This window comes from Bdellovibrio sp. MYbb2, from assembly GCF_056175685.1.
In genome coordinates this window covers 732597-754884 of record NZ_JBJKJI010000002.1, presented here as the reverse complement: position 1 = coordinate 754884, position 22288 = coordinate 732597, and the positions used below count along the sequence as shown (strand labels likewise).

23 protein-coding genes are annotated in these 22288 nt (G+C 50.7%); 19 read left to right on the top strand and 4 right to left on the bottom strand.

Features of this window, described 5'->3' with window-relative positions; all coding sequences use genetic code 11:
• Positions 1–37: 37 nt before the first annotated feature.
• From AC04MQ_RS13480 to AC04MQ_RS13460, 5 genes are all read left to right on the top strand, one after another.
• On the top strand, positions 38–1093 hold the full coding sequence (locus tag AC04MQ_RS13480; protein WP_475392314.1) for a hypothetical protein: 1056 nt from the start codon (positions 38–40) through the stop codon (positions 1091–1093).
• 102 nt (positions 1094–1195) lie between these two features.
• On the top strand, positions 1196–1861 hold the full coding sequence (gene phoU, locus AC04MQ_RS13475) for a phosphate signaling complex protein PhoU (protein WP_015090131.1): 666 nt from the start codon (positions 1196–1198) through the stop codon (positions 1859–1861).
• The gene (locus AC04MQ_RS13470) at positions 1854–2561 is read left to right on the top strand and encodes a response regulator transcription factor (RefSeq protein WP_475392313.1); all 708 of its coding nucleotides are present in this window, start codon (positions 1854–1856) and stop codon (positions 2559–2561) included. Before phoU ends, AC04MQ_RS13470 begins: the two co-directional genes overlap by 8 nt.
• Positions 2558–3991 (top strand): sensor histidine kinase, encoded by a 1434-nt coding sequence (locus AC04MQ_RS13465; RefSeq protein ID WP_051026267.1) that lies wholly within the window; start codon positions 2558–2560, stop codon positions 3989–3991. Before AC04MQ_RS13470 ends, AC04MQ_RS13465 begins: the two co-directional genes overlap by 4 nt.
• A 10-nt stretch (positions 3992–4001) precedes the next feature.
• Positions 4002–4892 (top strand): RsmB/NOP family class I SAM-dependent RNA methyltransferase, encoded by an 891-nt coding sequence (locus AC04MQ_RS13460; protein ID WP_015090134.1) that lies wholly within the window; start codon positions 4002–4004, stop codon positions 4890–4892.
• A 35-nt stretch (positions 4893–4927) separates the two neighbouring features.
• Here the strand turns inward: AC04MQ_RS13460 and AC04MQ_RS13455 are convergent, their stop codons facing one another.
• Entirely contained in the window at positions 4928–5197 is a 270-nt protein-coding gene (locus tag AC04MQ_RS13455; protein WP_235046266.1) for a DNA-dependent DNA polymerase, read from the bottom strand.
• Between the two features lie 82 nt (positions 5198–5279).
• On the opposite strand from AC04MQ_RS13455, the gene AC04MQ_RS13450 reads away from it, so the two are divergent.
• From AC04MQ_RS13450 to AC04MQ_RS13415, 8 genes are all read left to right on the top strand, one after another.
• Positions 5280–6542, top strand: coding sequence for a DUF814 domain-containing protein (locus AC04MQ_RS13450; protein WP_475392312.1), 1263 nt, complete (start codon positions 5280–5282; stop codon positions 6540–6542).
• Between the two features lie 96 nt (positions 6543–6638).
• Positions 6639–7583 carry an ABC transporter ATP-binding protein gene (locus tag AC04MQ_RS13445; protein WP_015090137.1) on the top strand — a complete coding sequence of 315 codons (945 nt, stop codon included), beginning with the start codon at positions 6639–6641 and terminating at the stop codon, positions 7581–7583.
• A complete protein-coding gene (locus tag AC04MQ_RS13440) occupies positions 7580–8353 on the top strand; it encodes an ABC transporter permease (RefSeq protein ID WP_041577044.1) in 774 nt (257 codons plus the stop codon). The genes AC04MQ_RS13445 and AC04MQ_RS13440 overlap by 4 nt, the downstream gene beginning before the upstream one ends.
• Before the next feature lie 3 nt (positions 8354–8356).
• Positions 8357–9892 (top strand): GldG family protein, encoded by a 1536-nt coding sequence (locus tag AC04MQ_RS13435; RefSeq protein WP_015090139.1) that lies wholly within the window; start codon positions 8357–8359, stop codon positions 9890–9892.
• The gene (locus tag AC04MQ_RS13430) at positions 9892–10875 is read left to right on the top strand and encodes a DUF4340 domain-containing protein (protein ID WP_015090140.1); all 984 of its coding nucleotides are present in this window, start codon (positions 9892–9894) and stop codon (positions 10873–10875) included. The genes AC04MQ_RS13435 and AC04MQ_RS13430 overlap by 1 nt, the downstream gene beginning before the upstream one ends.
• A complete protein-coding gene (locus tag AC04MQ_RS13425; RefSeq protein ID WP_015090141.1) occupies positions 10875–11867 on the top strand; it encodes a GHMP family kinase ATP-binding protein in 993 nt (330 codons plus the stop codon). Before AC04MQ_RS13430 ends, AC04MQ_RS13425 begins: the two co-directional genes overlap by 1 nt.
• Positions 11813–12751, top strand: coding sequence for a DUF429 domain-containing protein (locus AC04MQ_RS13420; protein ID WP_041577046.1), 939 nt, complete (start codon positions 11813–11815; stop codon positions 12749–12751). Before AC04MQ_RS13425 ends, AC04MQ_RS13420 begins: the two co-directional genes overlap by 55 nt.
• Before the next feature lie 304 nt (positions 12752–13055).
• Positions 13056–13868: a class I SAM-dependent methyltransferase gene (locus tag AC04MQ_RS13415; RefSeq protein WP_015090143.1), complete on the top strand. Its 813-nt coding sequence runs from the start codon at positions 13056–13058 to the stop codon at positions 13866–13868.
• 33 nt (positions 13869–13901) lie between these two features.
• On the opposite strand, the gene AC04MQ_RS13410 is transcribed toward AC04MQ_RS13415, so the two are convergent.
• Complete coding sequence (locus AC04MQ_RS13410; RefSeq protein ID WP_015090144.1) at positions 13902–14828, bottom strand: magnesium transporter CorA family protein; 927 nt, start codon at positions 14826–14828, stop codon at positions 13902–13904.
• 9 nt (positions 14829–14837) lie between these two features.
• Here AC04MQ_RS13410 and AC04MQ_RS13405 point away from each other — a divergent pair, with 9 nt between their 5' ends.
• Genes AC04MQ_RS13405 through AC04MQ_RS13395 form a run of 3 tightly spaced genes read left to right on the top strand, consistent with a single transcriptional unit; the run spans position 14838 to position 18439 of the window.
• Positions 14838–15692, top strand: coding sequence for an alpha/beta hydrolase (locus AC04MQ_RS13405; RefSeq protein WP_041578251.1), 855 nt, complete (start codon positions 14838–14840; stop codon positions 15690–15692).
• 57 nt (positions 15693–15749) lie between these two features.
• Positions 15750–17321, top strand: coding sequence for a penicillin-insensitive murein endopeptidase (locus AC04MQ_RS13400; RefSeq protein ID WP_475392311.1), 1572 nt, complete (start codon positions 15750–15752; stop codon positions 17319–17321).
• A gap of 41 nt (positions 17322–17362) precedes the next feature.
• Positions 17363–18439 carry a phosphatase domain-containing protein gene (locus AC04MQ_RS13395; RefSeq protein WP_041577048.1) on the top strand — a complete coding sequence of 359 codons (1077 nt, stop codon included), beginning with the start codon at positions 17363–17365 and terminating at the stop codon, positions 18437–18439.
• Positions 18440–18463: 24 nt separating this feature from the next.
• Here the strand turns inward: AC04MQ_RS13395 and AC04MQ_RS13390 are convergent, their stop codons facing one another.
• Complete coding sequence (locus AC04MQ_RS13390) at positions 18464–19264, bottom strand: AgmX/PglI C-terminal domain-containing protein (protein WP_475392310.1); 801 nt, start codon at positions 19262–19264, stop codon at positions 18464–18466.
• Positions 19265–19305: 41 nt separating this feature from the next.
• Positions 19306–19719 carry a preprotein translocase subunit SecG gene (secG, locus tag AC04MQ_RS13385; RefSeq protein ID WP_475392309.1) on the bottom strand — a complete coding sequence of 138 codons (414 nt, stop codon included), beginning with the start codon at positions 19717–19719 and terminating at the stop codon, positions 19306–19308.
• A 141-nt stretch (positions 19720–19860) separates the two neighbouring features.
• Here secG and AC04MQ_RS13380 point away from each other — a divergent pair, with 141 nt between their 5' ends.
• The 3 genes from AC04MQ_RS13380 to tmk all read left to right on the top strand — a co-directional run bounded on the left by AC04MQ_RS13380 (position 19861) and on the right by tmk (position 22282).
• Complete coding sequence (locus AC04MQ_RS13380; RefSeq protein ID WP_015090150.1) at positions 19861–20331, top strand: hypothetical protein; 471 nt, start codon at positions 19861–19863, stop codon at positions 20329–20331.
• A gap of 136 nt (positions 20332–20467) precedes the next feature.
• Entirely contained in the window at positions 20468–21631 is a 1164-nt protein-coding gene (locus AC04MQ_RS13375; protein ID WP_475392308.1) for a hypothetical protein, read from the top strand.
• A gap of 18 nt (positions 21632–21649) precedes the next feature.
• Positions 21650–22282, top strand: a complete 633-nt coding sequence (gene tmk / locus AC04MQ_RS13370; protein WP_015090152.1) for a dTMP kinase — start codon at positions 21650–21652, stop codon at positions 22280–22282.
• The last annotated feature ends 6 nt before the right edge of the window (positions 22283–22288 follow it).

Sequence of the window (22288 nt, the reverse complement as noted above, 5' to 3'; positions counted from 1 at the left end):
TTTGGCAACAGTATATAAAGATGGCAGCATGAGAGACATGAAAAAAATCGTTCTTGGCTCTTTATTTTCACTTTTTGCGTCCACGCAGGTTTTGGCTCTTTCTGAGATCGAACTGACCGGCGAGTTGGACGCTACAGCCTCTGTCTGGAATCTGCCAACGGGCGAGCGCGGAAATTCGGCCTTTCAGGTTCCGTCCCTGTTTTTGGGTGTTCATATCCCCTTGAAAGAGGACAATCTTTTGGTCGTGACGATGGAAGGTTCTGAACAAAAGGACATCAGTCCGAACCGTTTTGATGTCGGTGTTCGCGAGGCCTACTTGGATCTGGTCAGTATCTTTGAAGGTATGCATGCTTTGCGCGCCGGCTTGATCCCGCAAACCTGGCAAGAGGCTCAATACGAGAACTATCAGTACCGCTTCCTGGGTCAGACTGCCTGGTCCATGACGGAAAAGTGGAAGTACCTTTCTTATTCCGATCTGGGAGTGTCCTTCATGTCCCAGCTGCCACATGATTATGGCGAGTGGGCTTTGAATCTGACCAACGGGGAAGGGGCCCAGGAAAAAGAGGAAGGCCCGCACAAGGAAGCCACCGTTTTTGTCCGTTTCTTTAAATGGTCCCCTTGGTCCTTGAGCTTGAGCTATGTCCGTGGAAGTTACGATCTTTATGGCGCCGACGTCGGTCTGAAAGAGCGCATCCAGGGTCTGTTGGCCTATGAAAAAGAGGACGAGTGGATGGTGGCTTTGGAATACCTTGGTACCAAGGATCCGGCCGATGCCCTTCGCGATTATGGGATGGCGGAAGGGGTGGACGTGACGGCGCTCAGCGGTCAGTCCGTCCGGGGCGAGGGTGCCAGTCTTTACGCCGTGGTGCATACAGGGCCCCAGGCAGAGATTTTGGTGCGTTATGATTATCTGAACCCTGTCGTTGGTGAGGACGGCAAGGATTTGCAGACCGCGATTCTTGCTTTGGGCTATCAAGTGACGGATGATATTAAGGCGGCCTTGGCGGTTGATCACACCAAATACGGTGAAGAATTCGCCCCCGGGGTTCGCGAGCGTTCCAAGCTGGAATTGGCCGCTCAAGTCCTGTTCTAGAGTGTGTTAAGTTTCTGTTAGAATCACTAGAGATGCCGTGTTAATCGGTGTCTTTATTTCTTAAATCATTATAAATCAAGCCAAGCGCTAAAGGTGGATACCATGGAAAGAGCGATAGATATTCAACTGGAAGACCTGAAAAAAATGATTCTTCTGATGGGTGGCCATGTTGAAAAATCTCTGGCTCAGGTAACCGCGGCTTTGCTGTCCCGTGATGTGGATATGTTCAACGGTGTTCATGACATCGAAAAACTGATCAATGAAGACCACATCCGCGTGGACAACGCCTGCATGCACGTACTGGCAAAGCAGGGCCCGGTGGCCAAAGACCTGCGTTTGATCATCTCCGTTCTTAAGATCAACAACGATCTGGAGCGTATGGGCGATCAGACCGTGAATATCTCCTACTCCGGAAAGGATTATCTGGGGCGCAAACCCATCCAGCAGCAGCTGAACGACATTCAGAAAATGTCTGAAATCGCCGGCCGCATGGTGAAGGGCTCTTTGGACAGCTTCGTCCGTGGTGACGTTGAACAGGCCAAAAAGATCCTGTTGATGGATGACGAAATCGACGCTCTGAAAGGCAAGGTTTTTCAGGACGCGATGGCGCACATGAAAGCCCACTCGGATGACGTTGAAGCGGGCATGGATTTGATTTTAATTGCGAGAAACTTGGAGCGCCTGGGTGACCATGCGACCAACATCGCAGAGGACGTGATCTTTGCTGTAACCGGCAAGGATGTTCGACACGGAGGAAAGTTTGGCTGACAATTCAGTTCATGTGCTAGTGGTGGAAGATGAGCAGGAAATCCGGGAGCTGATGGCTCTGCACCTGCTTCGTCAAGGGTACCGAGTGACCGAATGTGCTTCCGCCGAAGAAGCCCTGAACGAATTGAATCGCCAGAACTATACTTTGTTCGTCCTTGATTGGATGCTGCCGGGTTTAAGCGGCGTTGATATCGTCGAAAAGATCAAAGCCAAGAACACCGGTGCCTCAGTTCTGATGGTCACCGCGAAAACAGAACCTCAGGACATCGTTGCCGGCCTTGAAAAAGGGGCCGACGACTACATGACCAAACCTTTCAATCCTTCAGTCTTTATTGCCCGTATCAAGGCGCTTTTGCGCCGGTCCCAGGTGCAGACGGCGGCTCCGGCAGCGGCTGACGACGGTGAAGTTTCCCTGATGGGTTTGAAAATCAATTTCAAGTCTTACGAGATTTCCTATAACGGCGAACCTCTGCATTTGACTCCATCCGAGTTCAAGCTGCTGGGGGCCCTGGTGCAGAACCATGGCTGCGTTTTGACCCGCGAACAACTGATTGAAAACATTCAGGGCGAGGGTATTAACGTGGTTGGCCGCACTATCGACACCCACGTCTTTGGATTACGCAAGAAGTTAGGGGAGTGGGGAGACCGTATTGAGACTATCCGTGGCGTTGGATATCGGGTTAAAGTAGACATCGCATGAAGCGATTTATCCGATTCCCATGGCGAGTTTACTGGCGCTACTTCTCTTGGCAGGTAGTGGCCTTCAATGGTCTTTATCTGGCCATTATTTCTATGATCGATGTTCGCCACGGGGTTCGTCCGTTTGTCTATAACGAAGCCCTGCTGAATTTCTTTGTTTTCAGTATTCTGGTTTCGGCCATCACTTCCTATCGTTTTGCGAAACCCATTCACCGTGTGATTCTGAAAGCTTTGCGCATTTCCAGCAAACGCACCTTCGGCAGTCTGGTGAAAGAACAAGAGGACGATTTGGCGGATGATGAAACCGCTGATATTTCTGAACTGGAACTGGCGTTGGATCGCATTCATCGCAAGATGAAAAACCGCAAGGCCCGCTATCTGCAGTCGCAGGAAGAATCCCAAGCTTTCATGAGCGCCGTGGCCGAGGGCCTGGTGTCGGTCAGCCTTGATGAAAAGATTCTTTATTTTAACTCTCAATTTGCTGCGCAATTCCTGTCTTCAGACCTGCTGAATGGTCAGATTCTTCGTTTGAAGGACGCGATTCGTTCTTCCGATGTTTTGGAAGGCTTTGGCAAAACCATCAAGATTGGCAAGGTTCAGCGTTTTACCGTGAAGCTTCCGACCCTGATCGACAATCAACCTCGTTTCTTTGCAGTGTCGGTGAATCCGATCCGCAATGAAAAGACGCAAGAGATTTACGGCGTTGTGGGGATCTTCCATGACATCACCGAGATGAAACGTGCCGAACAGATCCGTATGGAATTTGTTGGCAACGCGTCTCACGAGCTGCGCACACCACTGACATCCATCAAGGGCTATGTTGACACCCTGAAAGAGGACGTGAAAACCGGTCAGATCCAGCAAGCTGGCAAGTTCCTGGACATCGTGTCTCGTAATATTGACCGTCTGATGGATCTGGTGAATGACATGCTTAGCATCAACACTCTGGAGGCTTCAAACTCCGAGCTGAAGCTTGAGATGATTCATCCCTTGGCCATTTCCGAGCATGTGGTTTCTGAGCTGGCCGTGATGGCGGCGGAAAAAAACATCACTATCCGTGTGAATGGCGATGTGCCACCGTTTTTGGCAGACGCCCGTAAAGTGGAGCAAGTTCTGCGCAATCTGGTGTCCAATGCCGTGAAATACATCCCGGCGGGTAAAACCATCCAGATCCGTTGGGAACGCGACATCAAAGAATACATTATTCTGCGTGTGATCGACGACGGGCAGGGTATTCCTGAGCAACACTTGGATCGTCTGTTTGAACGCTTCTATCGCATCGACAAGGGGCGCACCCGCGATGCCGGGGGCACGGGGCTGGGGCTGGCTATTGTGAAGCATATTATGCAAAGTCACGGTGGCACGGTCGCGGTGAAAAGTATTGTCGACCAGGGATCTGAATTTATTTGCTCTTTCCCGATCCGAAAGTAAAATTCGGGGGATGAACACCGATCATCCCTTTTATCGTCATTTTGAAAAAGTCTATGGCTCCCGCTGGGCAGGCCTCTTCGCCGCCCTGCAAACCCGCGAGCAACAAGTCGCCCGGGTGAACGCATGGAGTCCTTCCGATAAAAGCACCAAATCCTGGTCTCAGTTCCCTGAAAAGCCCGAGCTTCCTGGTTGTCATTGGTTGACGCCGGCTCACGGCAGCCAGCCCGAGCGCAATTCTGATGAGCTGCTGGATATCTATATCATGGATCCAGCCAGCGTTATGGTGGCGAGGGCTTTGGATGTGCAGCCGGGTGATCGCCTTTTGGATATGTGTGCAGCTCCGGGTGGGAAAAGCCTGGTGATGATCGAGTCTTTCGGGGACGAGGGCGAGATCTTCTGCAATGATCTTTCGCCGGAACGTCGCGAACGTTTGAAAAAGGTGATTCAGCAGTATGTGCCGCGCGAAGTGCGTAACCGCGTGTGGGTGACCGGTAAAGACGGCGTGCAGTTTGGTTTGAAAGAACCGGGCAGCTTTGACCGGGTTCTGCTGGATGCCCCTTGTTCTGGTGAACGCCATATTCTTGAAAATCAGGCAGCCCAGGATGAATGGAGCCCGCGTCGCACCGAGCATCTGGCGGCAAGGCAGTATTCATTGTTGGCGGCAGCCTTCCTGGCAGTGAAGGCCGGGGGGCGCATCGTTTATTCCACATGCTCTATCAGTCCGGCGGAAAATGACGACGTGGTTCGCAAACTTTTGAAAAAGAAGAAATCAGCGGTGAAATTACTGGAAGCACCATTGGGTGTGGGCGGGGAACGAACCGAAATGGGCGTGGCTTACATGCCGGATCAGTGCGGTTTTGGCCCTTTGTATTTTGCCGTGATCGAAAAGGTCGAAGAATAAAAAAAAGCGAACTTTTCAGTTCGCTTTGTGGATGACTAGTTGTCGTCTTTTTGACGGAATTTATGCTTGCGGTATTCTTCCAAAGTCAAAAAGCCGTAGGTTTTCTTGCGATAGATTTCAATCGCCTCCGCTTCAATGTCTGTCAGCACGTCTTCCATGAATTCCAGTGGAATGGTGCCGGTTTTCATCAATTGCAGCGTGTACAGATGCACGACCTTGCGGATAAAGTCCGGCGTCTTTTCGCGCATGTTTTGGGTTTCTTGAAGCTGTGTTTCTACGATTTTTAGCAGCATATCTGTGTTCATACCCTTCAAATATCGGTTTTCCTTCTTCGAACCTGAGCATCACCCATAGAAATTTGGTCCAAAGGATGAGAGACTTGGACCAATGAAGGCCCTGACTCAGCAAGAACTCCAGCATTTTGTCTCTTACTTTGCTCCAATTTTGGACGGCGCCCAGTTGCAGGACGTGCTTGCCAATGACCGAGGTCTGGCTTTGGGTTTTCACCTGCGCGGGACCATGTATTGGATGATACTGGACCTTGTGCCAAACACGCCGATGCTGCTGCTTTTCGAGGATCAGTGTCCGTTTAAAAAAGGCCCGAAAACCAAGCCGGTCAGTCTTTTCCTGAATTCGCATGGGCGCAATTTGTATGTGACTTCCCTGGCCGTGCAAGAGGCTTTCGGCCGCGTGGTCAGCCTGCAACTGAAGAACGCCACGATGGACTGCGAACTTGAAATTCGCCTGATCCCGAAACAGTGCAATCTGATCGTTAAAGCGCACGGCAAACAAGTGGCCTGGGATCGCCCGTTGGATTTGTCACAGGCACCGGTCGTGGAAAATCCGCCCGAGCCCCGTGATCTGACCGCCATCCACGAAGAATGGCTGGCAGAACAATCCGGTGGCAAAAAGCCAACGAATCTGGATCCCGTTGCCCAATGGGAAAAGCAGAAACAAAAGGATCTGGAAAAAAAGCGCAAAGCTTTAAGTGAAATCCAAAAGCAGATCGAAAGTGATCGCGAGCTTTTGTGGTACGAAGCCGGTCAGTATTTGAAAACCCACGGGACACTGGATGTGCCCGAGGATCTGCAATCTTGTGTGGATCGCAAGCAGTCTTTAAGCTGGAACATCGAGCACTGTTTTTCCAAGGCCAAACAAATGGTCGGGAAAAAAGAAGGTGCTCGCGAACGTTTGGATGAGCTTGTGATTGAAATCCAGAAGCTCGAGGCCACGCGCTATTCAGAAAAACAAAGCAAGCCCGCTTTGGTGGATCTGATGAAAAAAGCCGATGCCCGGGGACGCAAACTGCATCTGGATTCAGGTGCTTTGGCCTATTGCGGGAAGTCGGGTGCAGACAATCTGGCACTGCTTCGTCAGGCCAAAGCGTGGGATTACTGGCTGCATCTGAAGGACTATCCGGGGGCGCATGCTATCATCCATCGCCAGCGCGATCAGGAAATCACTCCAGCCGAAGTGCAGGAGGTTGCCGCCTGGGTGGCCCGCGAATCCCTGTCGTCCAAATCCCTGATGGTCGGTCAAAAAGTGGCGGTGGTGATCGTCGAATGCCGCTTCGTTCGTCCGATCAAGGGCGATAAATTGGGACGCGTCACCTATCATTCGGAAAAATCGTTCCATCTGACCCTGAATTAAACTCTTACGCCGCGACGCTTCGGAAAAAGTAAGCAGGTACCTTTTGGGGTGTTTTCGGTCTAACATTTTCCTCTAGATTACAGAGGAGATTGCATCGTGATTGAAGTCAAAGATCTCACCAAAGATTATGGTCCCCGACGGGCCATCGACAAACTGAACTTCTCCATTTCCAAGGGTGATGTTGTGGGCTTTTTGGGTCCCAACGGAGCTGGTAAATCCACGACAATGAAAATCATCACAGGCTTCATGGCTCCAAGTCATGGCAATGCCTCTGTCGCGGGATTTGATGTTTTTGAAAATCCTTTGGAAGTCAAAAAACGCATCGGTTATCTGCCCGAGATTCCGCCGGTCTATGCTGACATGTTCGTGCGCGATTATCTGCGCTATGTGGCGGCCCTGAAGCAAGTGCCTAAAGAAAAGATCGAAACGTGTGTCAACAACGCCATTGAAAAAACCAATCTGGGCGATGTGCAAAAACGTCTGATCCATCATCTGTCCAAGGGCTTCAAGCAGCGCGTGGGCATTGCGCAGGCGATTGTGTCTGATCCGGAAGTTCTGATTCTGGATGAACCGACCGTGGGTCTGGATCCCAAACAAGTGGCCGAGATCCGTGAATTGATCAAAGCCCTGAAAGGCCAGCACACCATCATCCTTTCGACCCACATCCTGCCGGAAGTGGAAGCGACTTGCGAAAAAGTGATCATCATCAATAAAGGCAAGATCGTGGCGGAAGACAGCATTCAAAACCTGGCGGCCTTGGATAAAGGCCAGGTGCGCCTGCACGTGCGCCTGCGCAAGGACGTGGAAGACATGAAGAAGGTTCTTTCCTGCGTCGGTGCCGTAACCGGCGTTCAATTGGGTGCTTCCCGCAAGGAATGGAACATTGATCTTAAGGGCGGCGAAGAGGCCGTTGAAAACGTATCGTCCCAACTGGTGACCGGCGGTTACGGTTTGCTGGAACTGAGCCCGGCCAAACGTGATCTGGAAGATGTCTTCCTGAAACTCACATATGGTCAGCAGGATCGTGGAGGTGAAGCATGAATCCAACAATGGTGATCTTTAAGAAAGAACTTAAAGGCTTTTATTTTAACTCGACGTTCTGGGTGATCTGCTTCCTGATGAGCCTGGTGTTCAGCTGGGTGTATCCAATTCAATTGAATTTGTTTTCGCAGCTTTTGATGAACTACGTGATGCAACAAGGGGTTCCCCAGAACCAGTTGAACATTCATTACGGGGTTTTCCTGCGTCAGCTGTCGTACCTGAATCTGCTTTTGATTTTTGTGGTTCCGGCTTTGACGATGAAACTGTTTGCGGAAGAAAAGAAGCTGCGCACATTTGATCTGCTTCTGACTTCACCAGTGACATCCCTGCAGATCGTGATGGGTAAGTACCTGGCGGCCTTGGGTGCCGTGGGTGGTCTGGTGATGCTGGCATTGTTGTACCCGGTGGCGACCTCCACTTTGGCGACCGTGAACTGGGGCCCGCTGATTGTGGCCTTCCTGGGGATCTTCCTGGTGGGAGCGGTGTATGCAGCGATGAATCTGTTTGCGTCTTCACTGACTGAAAACAGCATCGTGGCCTATGTGGCGTCGGTGATTTTCAACGTGTCCATCTGGTTTGTCGGTATCGGCACGGAAGTGATGGACAGCGAAGCGGCTCGCAAGGTCTTTGAGCATGTTTCCCTGAGCAGTCATCTTTCCAGTCTGGTGGAAGGCACTGTGCGCTCGAATGCGCTGGTGTTTTTCTTCAGTATTATTGTCCTGTTCTGTTTCCTGGCAGAGCGTGTTGTTGAATCCTCACGTTGGAGATAAGTCATGAGTAAATTGAGCAAAATTTCTTTCCTGTTCGCTGGGTTTTCTTTGGTCGCCATGTCCATCACTCGTTACCTTTTGGGTGACTGGGTTCCGTTCTGCTGGCTGGCTTTGGGCCTGGCGGTGGTGTTTGTTCTGGTCGGGCTTATCAAGGACCGTGCATTCTTTAAAGAGTTCTTCACCATGAAGACGACCAAAGAAGGCATGAGCATGGGGATGCTGATCCTTTTGTTGCTGGCAGTGCTGGGGGCGGTGAACTATATCGGCGCCCGTCATACCAAGACCTGGGATTTTTCTTCCGCACGAGTGAACACTTTGTCTGAACAGTCTATCCAGCTGGTGAAAAATCTGGATTCAGATCTGAAAGTTTATTTCTTCTATAAAAAAGGCGTGGAAGGCAACGAAGAAAACCGTCGTCTGTTCCGCGAGCTGATCAAAAAGTACCAGGATCACAGCAGCAAAGTGCAGCTGGATTTCGTGGAAGTGAATGAACGTCCGGATCTGGCGCAAGAGTACGGCATCGACAAGGGCAGTGGGGTGGTGTTCCTGGATTACAAAGGCCGCCGCAACCGTATCGAAAAAATCGACGAGCAGGATTTCACTAGTGCTTTGGTGAAAGTGACGCGTGAAAAGAACAAGACAGTTTACTTCACCGTAGGGCACGGTGAAAAAGCCCTGAGCGAAAACAAAGAAGGTCTGGGACTGGGTTCTTTGAAGTCGTTGCTTGAAAACAACCGTTACACCGTAAAAGAACTTTCCCTGATCCAAAATGCCAAGATTCCTGACGATGCGGATGTGATCGTGGTGGCGGGCCCGGTTCAGGGCTTCCAGGCTTTTGAGATTGAGGCTTTGGAAGGTTACCTGAAAAACGGCGGCAGTCTGTTCCTAGCGATAGAGTCCCAGAATACGGCGGGTCTTGAAAAGCTGGTTGCCAAGATGGGTGTGCAGTTTGAAAACAACTACATCCTGAATCAGGTTGAAACCGTCATGGGTAAAGGCATCAATCAGGGGCCGACCATGGGTGTGATCTTCTCGATGAACAACAAGATCACAAAACCTTTCGGCCGTTCAGAAGTGACTTTGTTCCGTTATCCGCAGTCTTTGAAAAAAGTGGACATCGTCAAAGGCGTGGTCGTGGATGAGCTGGTTTCCACCGCTCCGAACGCGATGGCGTTTCCGTCCATGCAGATCCGCGGCGAAGGGCCTGAGAACACTTACGCGCTAGTGGATGAAGTCAGCGGTAAATGGGCTGGTGATGAAAATGCCAAGGACTTTGCCGCGATCATCGCCGGGGATGTGGATTTCCTGACGAACCAAATGCTGTATCAGAACCTGAACCGTGATCTAGTGCTGAATTCCATTGCCGCCCTGGCCAAAGAGGAAAACCTGATCAGCATCACGCCGAAAGAGCCTTTGGCGACACAAATGATCATGACAGAAACCAAGTTTGGTCTTTTCTTGTTTGCTTTCATCATCCCACTTCCTATTCTTTTGTTGGGCACCAGCATCGGTCTGTGGCTTAGAAGGAGAAATGCGTAATGAAACTTAAAGGGCGTTCAATTCTTGTCATCTGTCTGCTGGTTTTTGGTGGTTATGCGGTTTACGACTTCTTCCACGAAAAAAAGATGGAAGAAAAGCGTTCCATGGACGCGCGCCTGATGACCGTGAACTTTGAACAAGTGGACTGGGTTCAGGTCGAAAAAGGGGATCAGAAGATCACCCTGAAACGCACCGTGGATGGCTGGAATATGGAAGAGCCCTTGAAGGATCTGGCCGACAACACCGCAGTGGATGACTTTGTCAAAGGTGCATTCCCAGAGCGTGTCATTGAAACAGCCGCTGAAGGTGACAGCATCAACTGGGCGGTCTATGGGTTGGATAAACCCGCGGGCAAAGTGACTTTCAAGACGACAGCCGGTGCTCAAAACGTTTTTGAGATTTCTGAAAAGCGCAATTTTGAAGACAACGTGTTTGCCCGCCGTGATGGTGAAAACAAGGTTCTGGTCGTGAACTCGATCTGGCAAAGTCGTGTCAGCAAAGGTGTTATGGATTTCCGCGAACGCCGTTTCCTGCGCCATAAAATTGCCAGTGTGGATGAAATTCGTCTGAAAAACCAGATGGGATCTTTGGAGATCCGCCGCGTGGAAGGCCAGTGGGTGGCCCCAGCCCAGAAGGATCTGAAACTGGATCAGAACAAGGTGCGTGAATTCCTGACGGCCATGGCGGATGCAAAAGCCTCTGCAATCGTGGAAGGCAAGTTGCCAGCTCTTAAGAATTTGTTTGTGATGGATTTGAAGATCGCCGACAAAAAATGGAAGGCTGAAGTGGGGCAGGCTCAGGATTTGGGTATTTTTGCCAAAGTTTCAGAACCTGCTCAATCCATGAAGATGGAGCCGGGTGCCCTGGATCGTTTTATCAAAGTCACTTTGGCTGACTTGCGTGAAGTGTCCGAGCAGAAGCAACCTAAAAAAAGTGAAGCAGAAGAATCGCAGGCCATGATGGCCGAGCAGAAAGAAAAGTAATGCAGAAGATTGTAGTTAAATCTCCGACACGTGTGGATTTGGCTGGGGGCACATTGGATTTGTGGCCCCTTTATTTGTTTATCAATGGAGCTTCCACCGTCAATGTGGCTATTGATATCTACACTGTTGCGGAACTGACTCCGCATGATGATTCCACCATTGTACTGGAATCCGCAGATTTGAAATTGCGCAAGGCCTACAGCAACCTGCAAGAGGCCTTGGCGGATGCGGATCCTCAGATGATTCTGCTGCAAACCCAGCTGCGTTACTGGATGCCGCAAAAAGGTTTCACTTTAAAGACGTCTTCGCAAAGCCCGGTGGGCGGGGGATTGGGCGGAAGCTCCAGTCTGACAATCAGCCTTATGAAAGCTTTTGCGCAGTTCTGTGGAAAGCCATTCAAAGATGTGCACAACATGGTTCATGTAGCCCACAATATCGAGGCTGAGATTTTGAACACTCCAACAGGGACCCAGGATTATTATCCGGCGGCTTCCGGTGGGATCAATGTCCTGCACTATAGCTATGACGGCATCGAACAAAAGGTTCTGCCAGTGTCACACACGCCGCTGGCTGAAAAGTTCATGCTGGTCTATACCGGTAAGGCCCATCATTCCGGTCTTAACAACTTTGAGGTGATGAAGGATTCCGTTATCAAGGATGCGCGAACATTACAGGCCCTGCGTGATCTCAAAGGTATTGCTATTGAGACCGAGCATGCCATCCGCGCCGGCAACTGGAAAGACCTGGGAGGGTTGTTTAAACGCGAATTTGAAGCCCGTGTCCGCTTGGCCCCGGAATTTTCAAGTCCTGAGATCTACAAGCTTGCGGAAGTCTCTTTGCAGAATGGGGCAGAGGCTGTTAAAATTTGTGGAGCTGGGGGCGGTGGCTGTGTGCTGGTTTGGTGTCCTCCGGATAAACGTGAGGGAGTAGCCAACGCATGCCAAAAAGCCGGCTTCCAGGTGATGGACGCAAAACCCGTCGATCCCCTGTAAAGAAAAAGACGACGAAGAAGACCGCAGTTAAAAAAACTGCGGCTTCGGCGACGCATGCCGGAGATGTTCATCGTTTCATCGGTCTGTCCCTGGGGGGCGGTAAAACCGACAAGGCCTGTCTGGCCGTTCTGGAATACTATCCCAAACATAAAAAAATCTTTCTGTCGCGCTTGGTGGAAAAAATCAAGAGCGACGAAGTTCATTCCGCTGATTTCAAAATTCAGGAAGTCATCCGTCAGTATCACAACGAAATTGATCTGATTGCGTTTGATGTGCCATTCAATTTGCCGGTGTGTCTGCAATCGGATGATTGCTGCACCAGTATCGAGGATTGTAAAAAGCCCCACGTTAAATGGATGTGGGATTACACCCGCAAATTGCACAAGAAGAAAAAACCGCGCAAGCTTTTCACTCCGTATACTCAGCGCTGTGTGGAGATGTATGTGTCTTCCGAACTGGAAGAACCTTTCATTCTTCAGCACGCGATGGGGGCGAACACCGCACCCTTGTTGGCGCGGGCGATGTACTTGAAGCGCGGGTTGAAAGCCAAATGCATCGAGGTCTTTCCGAAGCTTTCTGTATGGCGACTGGGGCGGTCCTTGAATGTGATGAAAAGTCATCTGCGCTTTCATAAGCACGCCATCGGAGGGGATGAAAGTCGGCGCGAAATCCTGCACGCCTTAAGCGCTCATAATGTCGCGTTCGTCTATGATCAGGACGTAAAACTGATGATTGAAAACAATCACGCCTTCGAAGCCTTTATATGTGCTTTGACGGCCTTCCTAAGTTTCAAGGGCGGCACCGAGCCTCGCCCAGATGGGTTTCCTTCCAACGAAGACTGGATTGAATTCCCACGTCTGAATGCGCGTTGGGACGGATTCTAATCGGCCCTGCCTAGGTGTGGGGCTACCCTCAGTCAGTAATTTCGCGACACGCCATCCGGGCTCTGCCGTGGCCCGCGCTTTCGCGCGGGTGCGCGCCGTCGTGGCGCCCACGGAGGTCGCTGCATTTCTGCCTGTGTGTAGCCCCGCACCTAGGCAGGGCCTCAGTTTGCGTTAGTGAACTAAGATTAGGGTTCTTAAGTTTGTTGCGTGGCAACTTTTGCTTTGTGCTAGCGCAGAGTGAGAGGGCTTGAGCAAATGGGGGGGCAGCTATTAAATAGAGTTTCCACCTTTAAGGGGGCTTTCGATGGCTGATTTTCCTTATTTGCATGGGTTCACCAAAGAAGAACAAGATCGTTTGCGCAAACAGGCGCGCTTCGGTGAACACACGGTTTATCAAAATATCAATCTATCCAACGTGAAAGATCTGCTGGAAGTCGGCTGCGGGGTTGGCGCGCAAAGTGAAATTATTTTGCGGCGTTTTCCAGACTTGAAGCTGACGGGCATTGATCGCAGCACGAAACAGCTTTCTGCCGCTAAACACCGTTTAAGTCATCTGCCCTTTGCCGAGCAGCGCTTTGATCTGAAGGAAATGGACGCCACGGCGATGGATTTTTCCTCGAATTCTTTCGACGGCGCTTTCTTGTGCTGGATCCTGGAACATGTGCCGGATCCGATCCGGGTATTGTCAGAAGTGCGCCGGGTGCTTCGTCCGGGCTCTGTGGTCTATGCCACTGAAGTGATGAACGCTTCGTTCTTCCTGGATCCGTATTCACCGAATGTCTGGAAGTACTGGATGGCGTTCAATGAATATCAGCTGAAGCAAAAGGGTGATCCGTTTGTCGGGGCGAAGCTTGGGAATTTCTTTATGCAGCTGGGATATCATGACATTCACACCGAAATCAAAACCTGGTTCCTGGACAATCGTTATCCGCAAGCGCGCAAAGACTGCATTGAATACTGGAGTGAGCTGTTACTAAGCGCCAGCGATCAGCTGGTGGAAGCTAAATGCATTTCCCAGGAAGTGGTTGACGGGGTGAAGGAAGAAATGGCCCGGGTTGCAAGTGATCCGAATGCCGTGTTCTTTTATTCCTTCGTTCAGGCACGAGCTCGGACCTAGTTGTCATTCGAAGCAGGCCCGGGGGGCCTGCTTTTACAGTTCTTCTTTTTTCAGCCAGCCTTTTTTATAGATCCACCAGGTGATGCCGACAACGACCATCACCATAAACGTTAAGGTGGCGTAGTAGCCGTTCGGCTCTTTCAGTTCGGGCATATTTTCAAAGTTCATCCCGTAAACTCCGGCGATGAAATTCAAAGGCAAGAAGAACAAGGAAAGCACGGTCAAAACCCGCATCACTTCATTGGTGCGGAAAGACGCTTCATTGGTTTTTTGTGACATCAAGGACAGATGCAGATTCAAAAGACCAGTGATTTCTTCATAGATATCATCGGCATAAAAGGCCACTTTATCCAAAGGTTCACGCACCTGCTGCACGTCTTTCAGGGGAATGTTTTCGTGATGATGAATTTTGTTAAAGACATCTGCGGTGAATTTGAAAATCTTGCGATAAGACGCGGCTTTTCGTTTGATGTGATAACCTTCACGCAGGATCGTGCGGCGTTTAAGTGCAAACACGCGCTCTTCAATCACATCGGTTTTGGAATCCAGCACATCCAGGGGCGCATCAAAACTTTTCACCGTCTGCACACACAGGGATTTCACCAGGGTATACAGCGGAATCTGTTCAAAAGCGACTTTGTCTTTTTTGATGGAAATGCATTCCAGCGGTGCGCGGTGAATTGTCAGCAAAAAGTCCTGACCGACAAAGAAGATGACCTTGGTGGTCAGTTCCTGCATGGTGCCGGCTTTGGGTTTTGCCTGCGCATCATGGTGGCGCAGAATGAAAAAGCATACTTTTTCAAAGAACGTGCACATCGGCAAATGTTCGGGATCAAGACACGTTGTCAAGGCCTGCAGGGGAATGGGAAATTCCTCGGCCAGCTGACGCAGATCCTCCTGCGAAGGAGCTTCACAATCGACCCACTTATAGTCTTGCCATTGATGTTCGAATCGTTTCATGATTCCAGTATGACAAAGTTTTCGGGGCTTCGCCGTTTCTTTTTCGGATGCATCGCGACGATGCTGCTGACGGGGTGTCAGTCATTTTTCTATTATCCGATGAAAGAAAAGCTCTTTGATCCGGCACGCATTAAATTAAACCCAGAAGATGTGTATTTGACCACGTCCACGGGTGAAAAAGTGCACGGTTGGTACTTTGCCTCTGCACAAGCCGACAACAAAGGCACGATGCTGTTTTTTCATGGCAACGCCGAAAATCTGACATCGCATTTTCTGATGTTTCAATGGCTGCCTTCGCAAGGGTACAATTATTTTATCTTTGATTATCCTGGCTATGGTCAGTCGGGGGGCTATCCGACCCCGGAAAACACGGTGGCGGCGGGGGTTGCGGCTGCCGAGTGGCTGCATCAGAAAAAGGATTCTCGTCCCTTGATAATTTATGGTCACAGTCTGGGCGGGATCATTGCGCTTAAAACCGCTGAAGAAATCAAAGGACGTATTCCGTTGCGAAATGTGGTGATTGAAGCCAGCTTTGATTCTTATCAGGGTATGGCCAAAGGGGTGATGAACCGTCATTGGTTCACGTGGGTGTTGCAACCGCTGTCTTCTCTGGTGGTCAGTGACGAATACGCTCCGCAGTCGCTGGCGTCGCTGTCACCCATTCCATTGCTGTTCATCACCGGGACGGCGGATAAAGCGGTCGAGCCGCGATTTACCGAAAACATGTATCAGAATGCCGCCGAACCCAAAGAGCTTTGGCTGATCCCGGACGGACGTCACGGAAATCTGTATGAAATCCGCAATGGCGAGCTGCGGGACCGCTTCTTGTCATACCTATCTAAAACTTTGACAGTCCGACAGTAGGAAGTCCGCTTTAATTGCAGCTCCCGAAAGCACGGTTCCTGCAATGTTCCGGGCAGGATGAAGACTTTGTTGCGCGCCCTCATCATTTTTAGCTCCATAACACTGCTGGCTGCCTGTGCTCCGGACACCCGTGATCAGGGTTCTGAGGTTGTGACGACCTATGAACCAGCTCAGCCGAATGTGATGGATGAAGACGGTTACAAAGTCGTGCGTGGTTCCACCCGCGTGCAGGACATGAGTGTTAACTTTGACCAAGCCACCAAGGGCATGACCCTGAAGGGTAAAATCGAATTCCTTCCCGTGCGCGCAAAATCCGTTCAGACAGTAGATCTGGATCTTGCCGGGATTCTGGATCCTTACGGATTCATCGCGCTTAAAACCTATAAAGCCAAAACCCAGGACAATCAGGATCTGAAAGTGGCGGCCAAAGCCACGTGTTTGAGTGTCGACGGCGGATGCCGTTCGTCTTTCATTGATATCTACGTTTATTATCAGGGCATCGTTTATCATCACCAGGTGGAGTCCCTTCAGGATGACGTCAGTCCAACGACAGAAGAACCAATTCCGGGTGAAGAAGAGCTGCCAGCAGACGAAGAATCTGAAATCGAGGGCGGCCACGATGAAGTCGAGGGCGAGCCAGGTCGTTACGTCGGTGATATCGCCGATGACATCGAAAAAATTCTGGAAGTAAAAAAGCCGGAAGCTCCGAAGTCCGAAGAGGCTCCAAAAACGGAAGAGCCTAAAAAAGAAGAACCGAAAAAAGAAGAACCGAAAAAAGAGGAACCAAAACAGGACGCTCCGAAAAAGGAGGAGCCAAAGAAGGATCCTCCAAAGGCTGATCCACCCAAGAAGGAAGATCCAAAAAAAGATCCTCCCAAAAAGGACGAGCCCAAGAAAGAAGAACCACCTAAGCGTGAAGAGCCTAAAAAGGATCCGCCTAAAACCGGTCAACCACGCGTGCCTGAGTCGGCTCCGGCGGTGAACAAGGTCAGTCAGGCTATCGGGCCGGTGAATGCGGGCCGTTTGCAGAATGCGGCGAACATGCTGACTTACGAGCAGGCGCATGCTCCGACGGGTTATGAGATCATTCGTCCGAAAAGAAAAACTCATTTTGCGACCAATGAACTGGCTTATATCATTGTGAAAATGGGTCTTTTGACCAAAAAAGAAATTCCGGGTTATGAACTGTCCGTGGGCGATCTGTCCCGCGAGGCGGGTGGTAAGCTGGGCTCCCACAAGTCCCATCAAAATGGTTTGGATGCGGACGTGGCCTTCTTCTTTAGCAATAAGTCCTTCCAAGGGTACTTCGCGTCCGCAGTGGCGGTGAACAAACCCCACGCCAACTGGATGCTGGAGCCTCAATGGAAACTGTTTAAAGAGGTCGTGGGCACCCAGCTTATTGACCGTATCTTTATTCACGGTACTTTGAAGCAAGCTCTGTGCAGCCACGCCATTGCCAATGGCGAGTTGACGAAGGGTGACAACTCAAGCCTTGCCGCTCAGACGCTGCGCCGCCTGATTCCGGAAAAGGACCACCACAATCACTTCCACCTGCGTGTGAAGTGTTCCAAAGCTCAGGTTCGTTGTCGTCAGATGGCAGAGCCAGTCAATACCACCGGCTGTTTCTAATCTCAATTGCGGCAGCCGTGGGGCTGTGTCAGAATAAGCCCATGGCTGATTGGCGTGATCGTAGTGAGATGAATGGTGATGTGGTTTTTTTCCGTTACGTGTCCGAGGGCATGGAGAAAAGTCACGAGGAAGTTTTTCTGTGGGATCTGGATAAGACTTATCTGGACACCACGATTGATTCCCTGTCTGGTCTGATGACCACGATCCTTGAGCGCGCCCTGAACAAGAAAAACATTCCGGGCACCAACACGCTTTTGCAATCCCTGTCTGAATACCGCAAGCAGCAAAAAGGTTACATGTACTTTCCGATCTATTTCATCACGGCTTCACCGCCGCAGATGGAAGAACGTATCTCGGAAAAGTTTTCTTTGGACAACATCCGTCCCTTTGGTTGTTTCTATAAAGACAATCTGGCGAACTTGCGTCCAGGCCGTTTCTGGCGTCTGACGAAACAGGTCGGTTACAAGCTGCAGGCGCTGATGCAGCTGCGCACGCGTCTGGGCGAAAATGTGCGCCAGATCTGCTGGGGCGATGACAGTGAAACTGATGCCATCATCTATAATCTTTATTCTGATATTTGTTCACGCCGACTGGGCACCAATGACATTCGCACGACGCTGGAAAAGCTGAATGTCACCGGTGAACAGGTGAATACAATTTTGGAACTGCAGGCGCAAATTCCTGAAAATGATCCGGTGGCAAAGATCTATATCAATCTGGCCACCGACACCGATCCGGACTATTACCTGAAATTCGGCCGGCGCACTTTGGCCACTTACAATACTTTCCAGGTCGCGCTGGACATGTATCAGGATGGCCGTTTGAATCAGGATGGCATCTATGCCGTGATTCAGGACATGGTTTACAACTATGGTTTTACTCCGGAAGAGCTGATGAAGAGCTTTGATGAATTCATTCGCCGCGGGGTTTTGGGTGAACGCGCTTACAATGAAGTCCGTCCGTTCTTCATCGAAAAAGGTCTGCTGCACTCTTCGTATCAGCCAAGTGTGGCACCACTAAAAGAAAAACTGGTGGATGAAGGGCGCGTGTACGAGATGGAAGGGGTGCATGAACCCTGGATCCCGGACCGCATTGATTACCTGCACGATTATCGTTAGGCCTTCAGAACGAAGGCCCTTTCATTATTCAAAACGCAGTGGGAAGACGGTGGTGATCGGATCACCGCCAAAGACTTTGAATTCCACGCGGCGGACAGCTTCCAGAAGACATTTTTTGAATTGAGCATCGCTCAGACTGCTGCTGGCAATGTCGGCCTGGCTGACTTTGCCGGTGCGTTCAATGGTGAAGCTGATTGACGCTTGCCCCACCACGCCCGGAGTTCTTTGCAGCAGTTGTGTGTAACACTTAAAAAATGAACTGCGGTGAGTTTTCAGAGTGTCCTGAATAAATTCCGACGTCAGGCCTTCCACGGGTTTTTGATTGGTTACCGGGGTTTCAGCAGGCGCAAGATCCGGCAGGGTTTCCGTCGGAGCTTGTTTCTTATAGTTCATTTCGTAATCAGTCGCTGTCCAGCGCACGCCGTCCTTTGAGATATAAACGCTGCCTTCGCGGCCATAGTTTTCAACCTGCAGATCGCCGCGCTTGATGATCAGAACAATGCGCTCGTTTTCTTCATCCAGGGTGATCAGTGAATTTTCCGGCACACGAATGCGGTAAGAGGAATCAAATTCCATGGTGGCATCGCCATCAACACTGGTTTCAACGGAATCCAGCGCAAACAAAGTTGCCTTGCGGGTCAGGGTTTCTTTGTTGGTCATGTTGTTGCGAAGAACAAAGACTTTACCCAGATTCAATTCCAGTCGCGCCAAAGGGCGGGCACCGGGTTTGGTTTTTTCAGTCTGAGTTGAGATGAAGAGAGAAAGGGCGACGCTTAATACGCCTACGATAATCAGAGATGGAATCAGCCAGTTGTTCTTCGCCATAGGAAAACTATAGCGAAGAACCTGTCAGGAAGGCACTAAAATTACTTCTGTGCAGGAGCTGCAGTCGCAGCCGGGGCGGCAGGAGAAGCAGTTGGAGTTGCTGCCGGAGCAGTCTCTGCAGCAGGAACAGCCGCAGCCGCGCCAGCATCTGTCGTACCTTCAGTCGGGAAGTGCTCTTGTGCCGGAGCTGTTGGCAACGGAAGGCTGTCTACGACGGATTTGGTTTTGGAAGAAGTCAAAGTCGCCAAAGCCAGGCAAGTCACCGCGAAGATGATTGCTGCCCATACTGTCATTTTACCAGCCAAAGATTGAGCGCCAGTTGCACCCAACAAAGAGTTGGAACCGGAAGATCCACCCATGCCCAGAGCGCCATCAGATTTGGAATCTTGGATCAAAACCAAGATGATCAAAACAAGGGCTACGATGATATGCAATACGCCGATAAATGTACTCATTTTATGTAATCTCCCAAAGACCCCCAAATATATGGATAATGGCGGTTTTCGTCCACCCCAAAGTGACCCGTTTTGGGCAACATATTGCATCATGTCATGAGTCTGTTGAGTCTTCAGCCCATATTGATCACCATAGAGGTTATGAAAAACACCCTTCGTCTTTCGCTCTGCCTATTTTTTGTGCTTCTGTCAGCCTGTACTTCTCAGGAAGGAAAGATCAAAAAGCTCGCATTGGAGCTGGGGGAAAAGAAATTCCAGGAACAGCTGAAGATCGAAGCCGATGATTCCATCAAGCAATCCGAATGGCTGAATAAGTCCTATCAGGAATTCATGCTGAAGAAATCCGAAGTCGAAGTGGTGGAGGTCAAGCTCCTGACCGAAACAAAAGCCACTGCCGTGGTGGTGGTAAATACCTATCCGCCTTCGCTTAGAATGACCCTCGCCCGCATTGCCGGAGGCATGGATCCCGGTCGCAGCCGCAGTTTCAATTTTGCCGAAGCCGTGAACGGAATCGGAAAGCAGATCGGCAAATCCCCGGAACCCATCGAACTGCCGTTGATTATGTACAAGTTCAATAAAACCTCCGCAGGAACATGGGTGGTTGAGTTTTAAGGGGTCCCACGTCTCAGCTCGAACTGGTGGCGGGCTAGGGCCTGCCGTCTAAGCCTTAGACAGCGGAAAATCGAGAAATCATATAGTTAGCATTGCTAAAAGCCCGGTCCTTGGATTGCATTTTTCACCGCTTAATATGAAAAACGTAGTTCGCTCCCTTACCTTTGCGGCATTGCTTGTCTCAACTTGGGTCCCAGCCTGGGCCGAGGATCTTTCGTCGGTTGAGACCGAGATCGTGGAAAGCACGCTTGAAAAAGCGCAGGTCGCCCAACAGGACAAGCTGCTGATCAAAGTCGGCAAGGGCGAACAAATCTATGAATTTGAAACGACTCCGGATCGCGAAAGCATGAAGGAATCATTGGGTCTGAAGATCCCGGATAAAGTGCGTGAACAGATCATCGCCCGTGGTGGCTCTGTCGCTGAAACTGATCCTTTGGAGCCGTTTGAAAGCCTGCCGGAAGATCGCCGCAAGAAATTCCATGAAATGCGTCTGATGTTTTTGACGAATGCCGCGCGCATTCTGAATTCCACCAAGTTCGTTTACGGGGCGGGCAGCCTGGTGGGCGATGGTCTGAGTTTTGTGAAAATCAAAGTGAAAAAGGCCTTCGGGAAAGAAACTGTTATCGAGACCCAGGCGCAAAGAACCTTCCAAGTGCGCAGCCAGCAGGCTGTACAAAGCATCTTGCGTGGTCTGGATTACAAACTGTGGTCTCAGGCCCCGCTTGTGATTGATTCCAATGAATTTGGTTTAAGTGTTTCTGCCGGGATTCTGGCTGAAGCCGGCGTTCTAAGAAAAGGCGGCGGGGGAGCTGACGAAGTCGGTTTCAGCATTGCCTTTAATAAAACCAAAAAAGCTTTCGTGTTTGAGATCTTCCATAACTCTGAGAAATTCGACAACACCAAGGCGGCCATCACTGTGATCGGTGTGGTCGGTAAAGCCGGTATTACCATGGGCCGCCGTGATGGTGCAGAGACCCTGAAGGGGTCTTCGTTCTATCCACCAGCGATCCCGGGTTACAGCACCTCTTCGCCTGAGTTTTTCTCTTCCGGATTGAGCTCCAGTCTTGGATTCCCGCCACCACCGCTGGCGGACCTTTTGACGTTCACCAACCGCTTTGAACGCCAGGCTTTGATCCGCATAACCGTGTCACCGCTGGTCAAAGGATTCGTCAGAGTCCAAATAGGCGATGTGAAGGGTTCTGTGCGCCTTGTCGCGATGCGATTTGTTGACGTCTACACCGCAATATCTGACAAAGTCCACTTAGGTGGGCGTCGTGCTTGCGGCCCTGTATTCAACTAATCTATCTTGCGGTGCAAAATGAAATTTATCGTATTTGAGGGGCTGGACGGCTCCGGCAAAAGTTCTTTGATGGCAGCGCTTGAGCGCGAACTGCAAAACAGAGCCATCAACTTTTTGCGCACCCGTGAGCCCGGCGGAACCCCGCTGGGTGATGAAATCCGCAACATGATTCTTCGTAAGGAAGGCCCGGCTCCAACCCCGCGCACAGAATTGCTGCTATATGAAGCCAGCCGTTCCCAGCACGTGGATCAGGTGATTCGTCCGGCTTTGGCTGCGGGCACCTGGGTTCTGTGTGATCGTTTTGCGGCAAGCTCTGTCGCGTTTCAAAGCGGCGGCCGTGCGATCTCGGAAGCCGATGTGGTCATGCTGAACACTTTTGCTACCGGCGGTTTGAAAGCTGACATCACCGTTCTATTGGATTTGTCGGTGGAAGAAAGCCGTCGCCGCCGTCAGGGGCGTGGTGCTGTCACCGGTGAAACCGAAGACCGTATTGAATCTGAAGCCGACACTTTCCATGAAAACGTTCGTCAGTCTTTCCTGAAGCAGTCTCGTGAAGACGCCGCTGCGTGGATCGTGCTGGATGCGCGTGAAACCCAGGAAGTTTTGTTTAAACAGCTGTTGCAGTCTTTGACTGAACGAAAAGTTCTGTAAGGACGC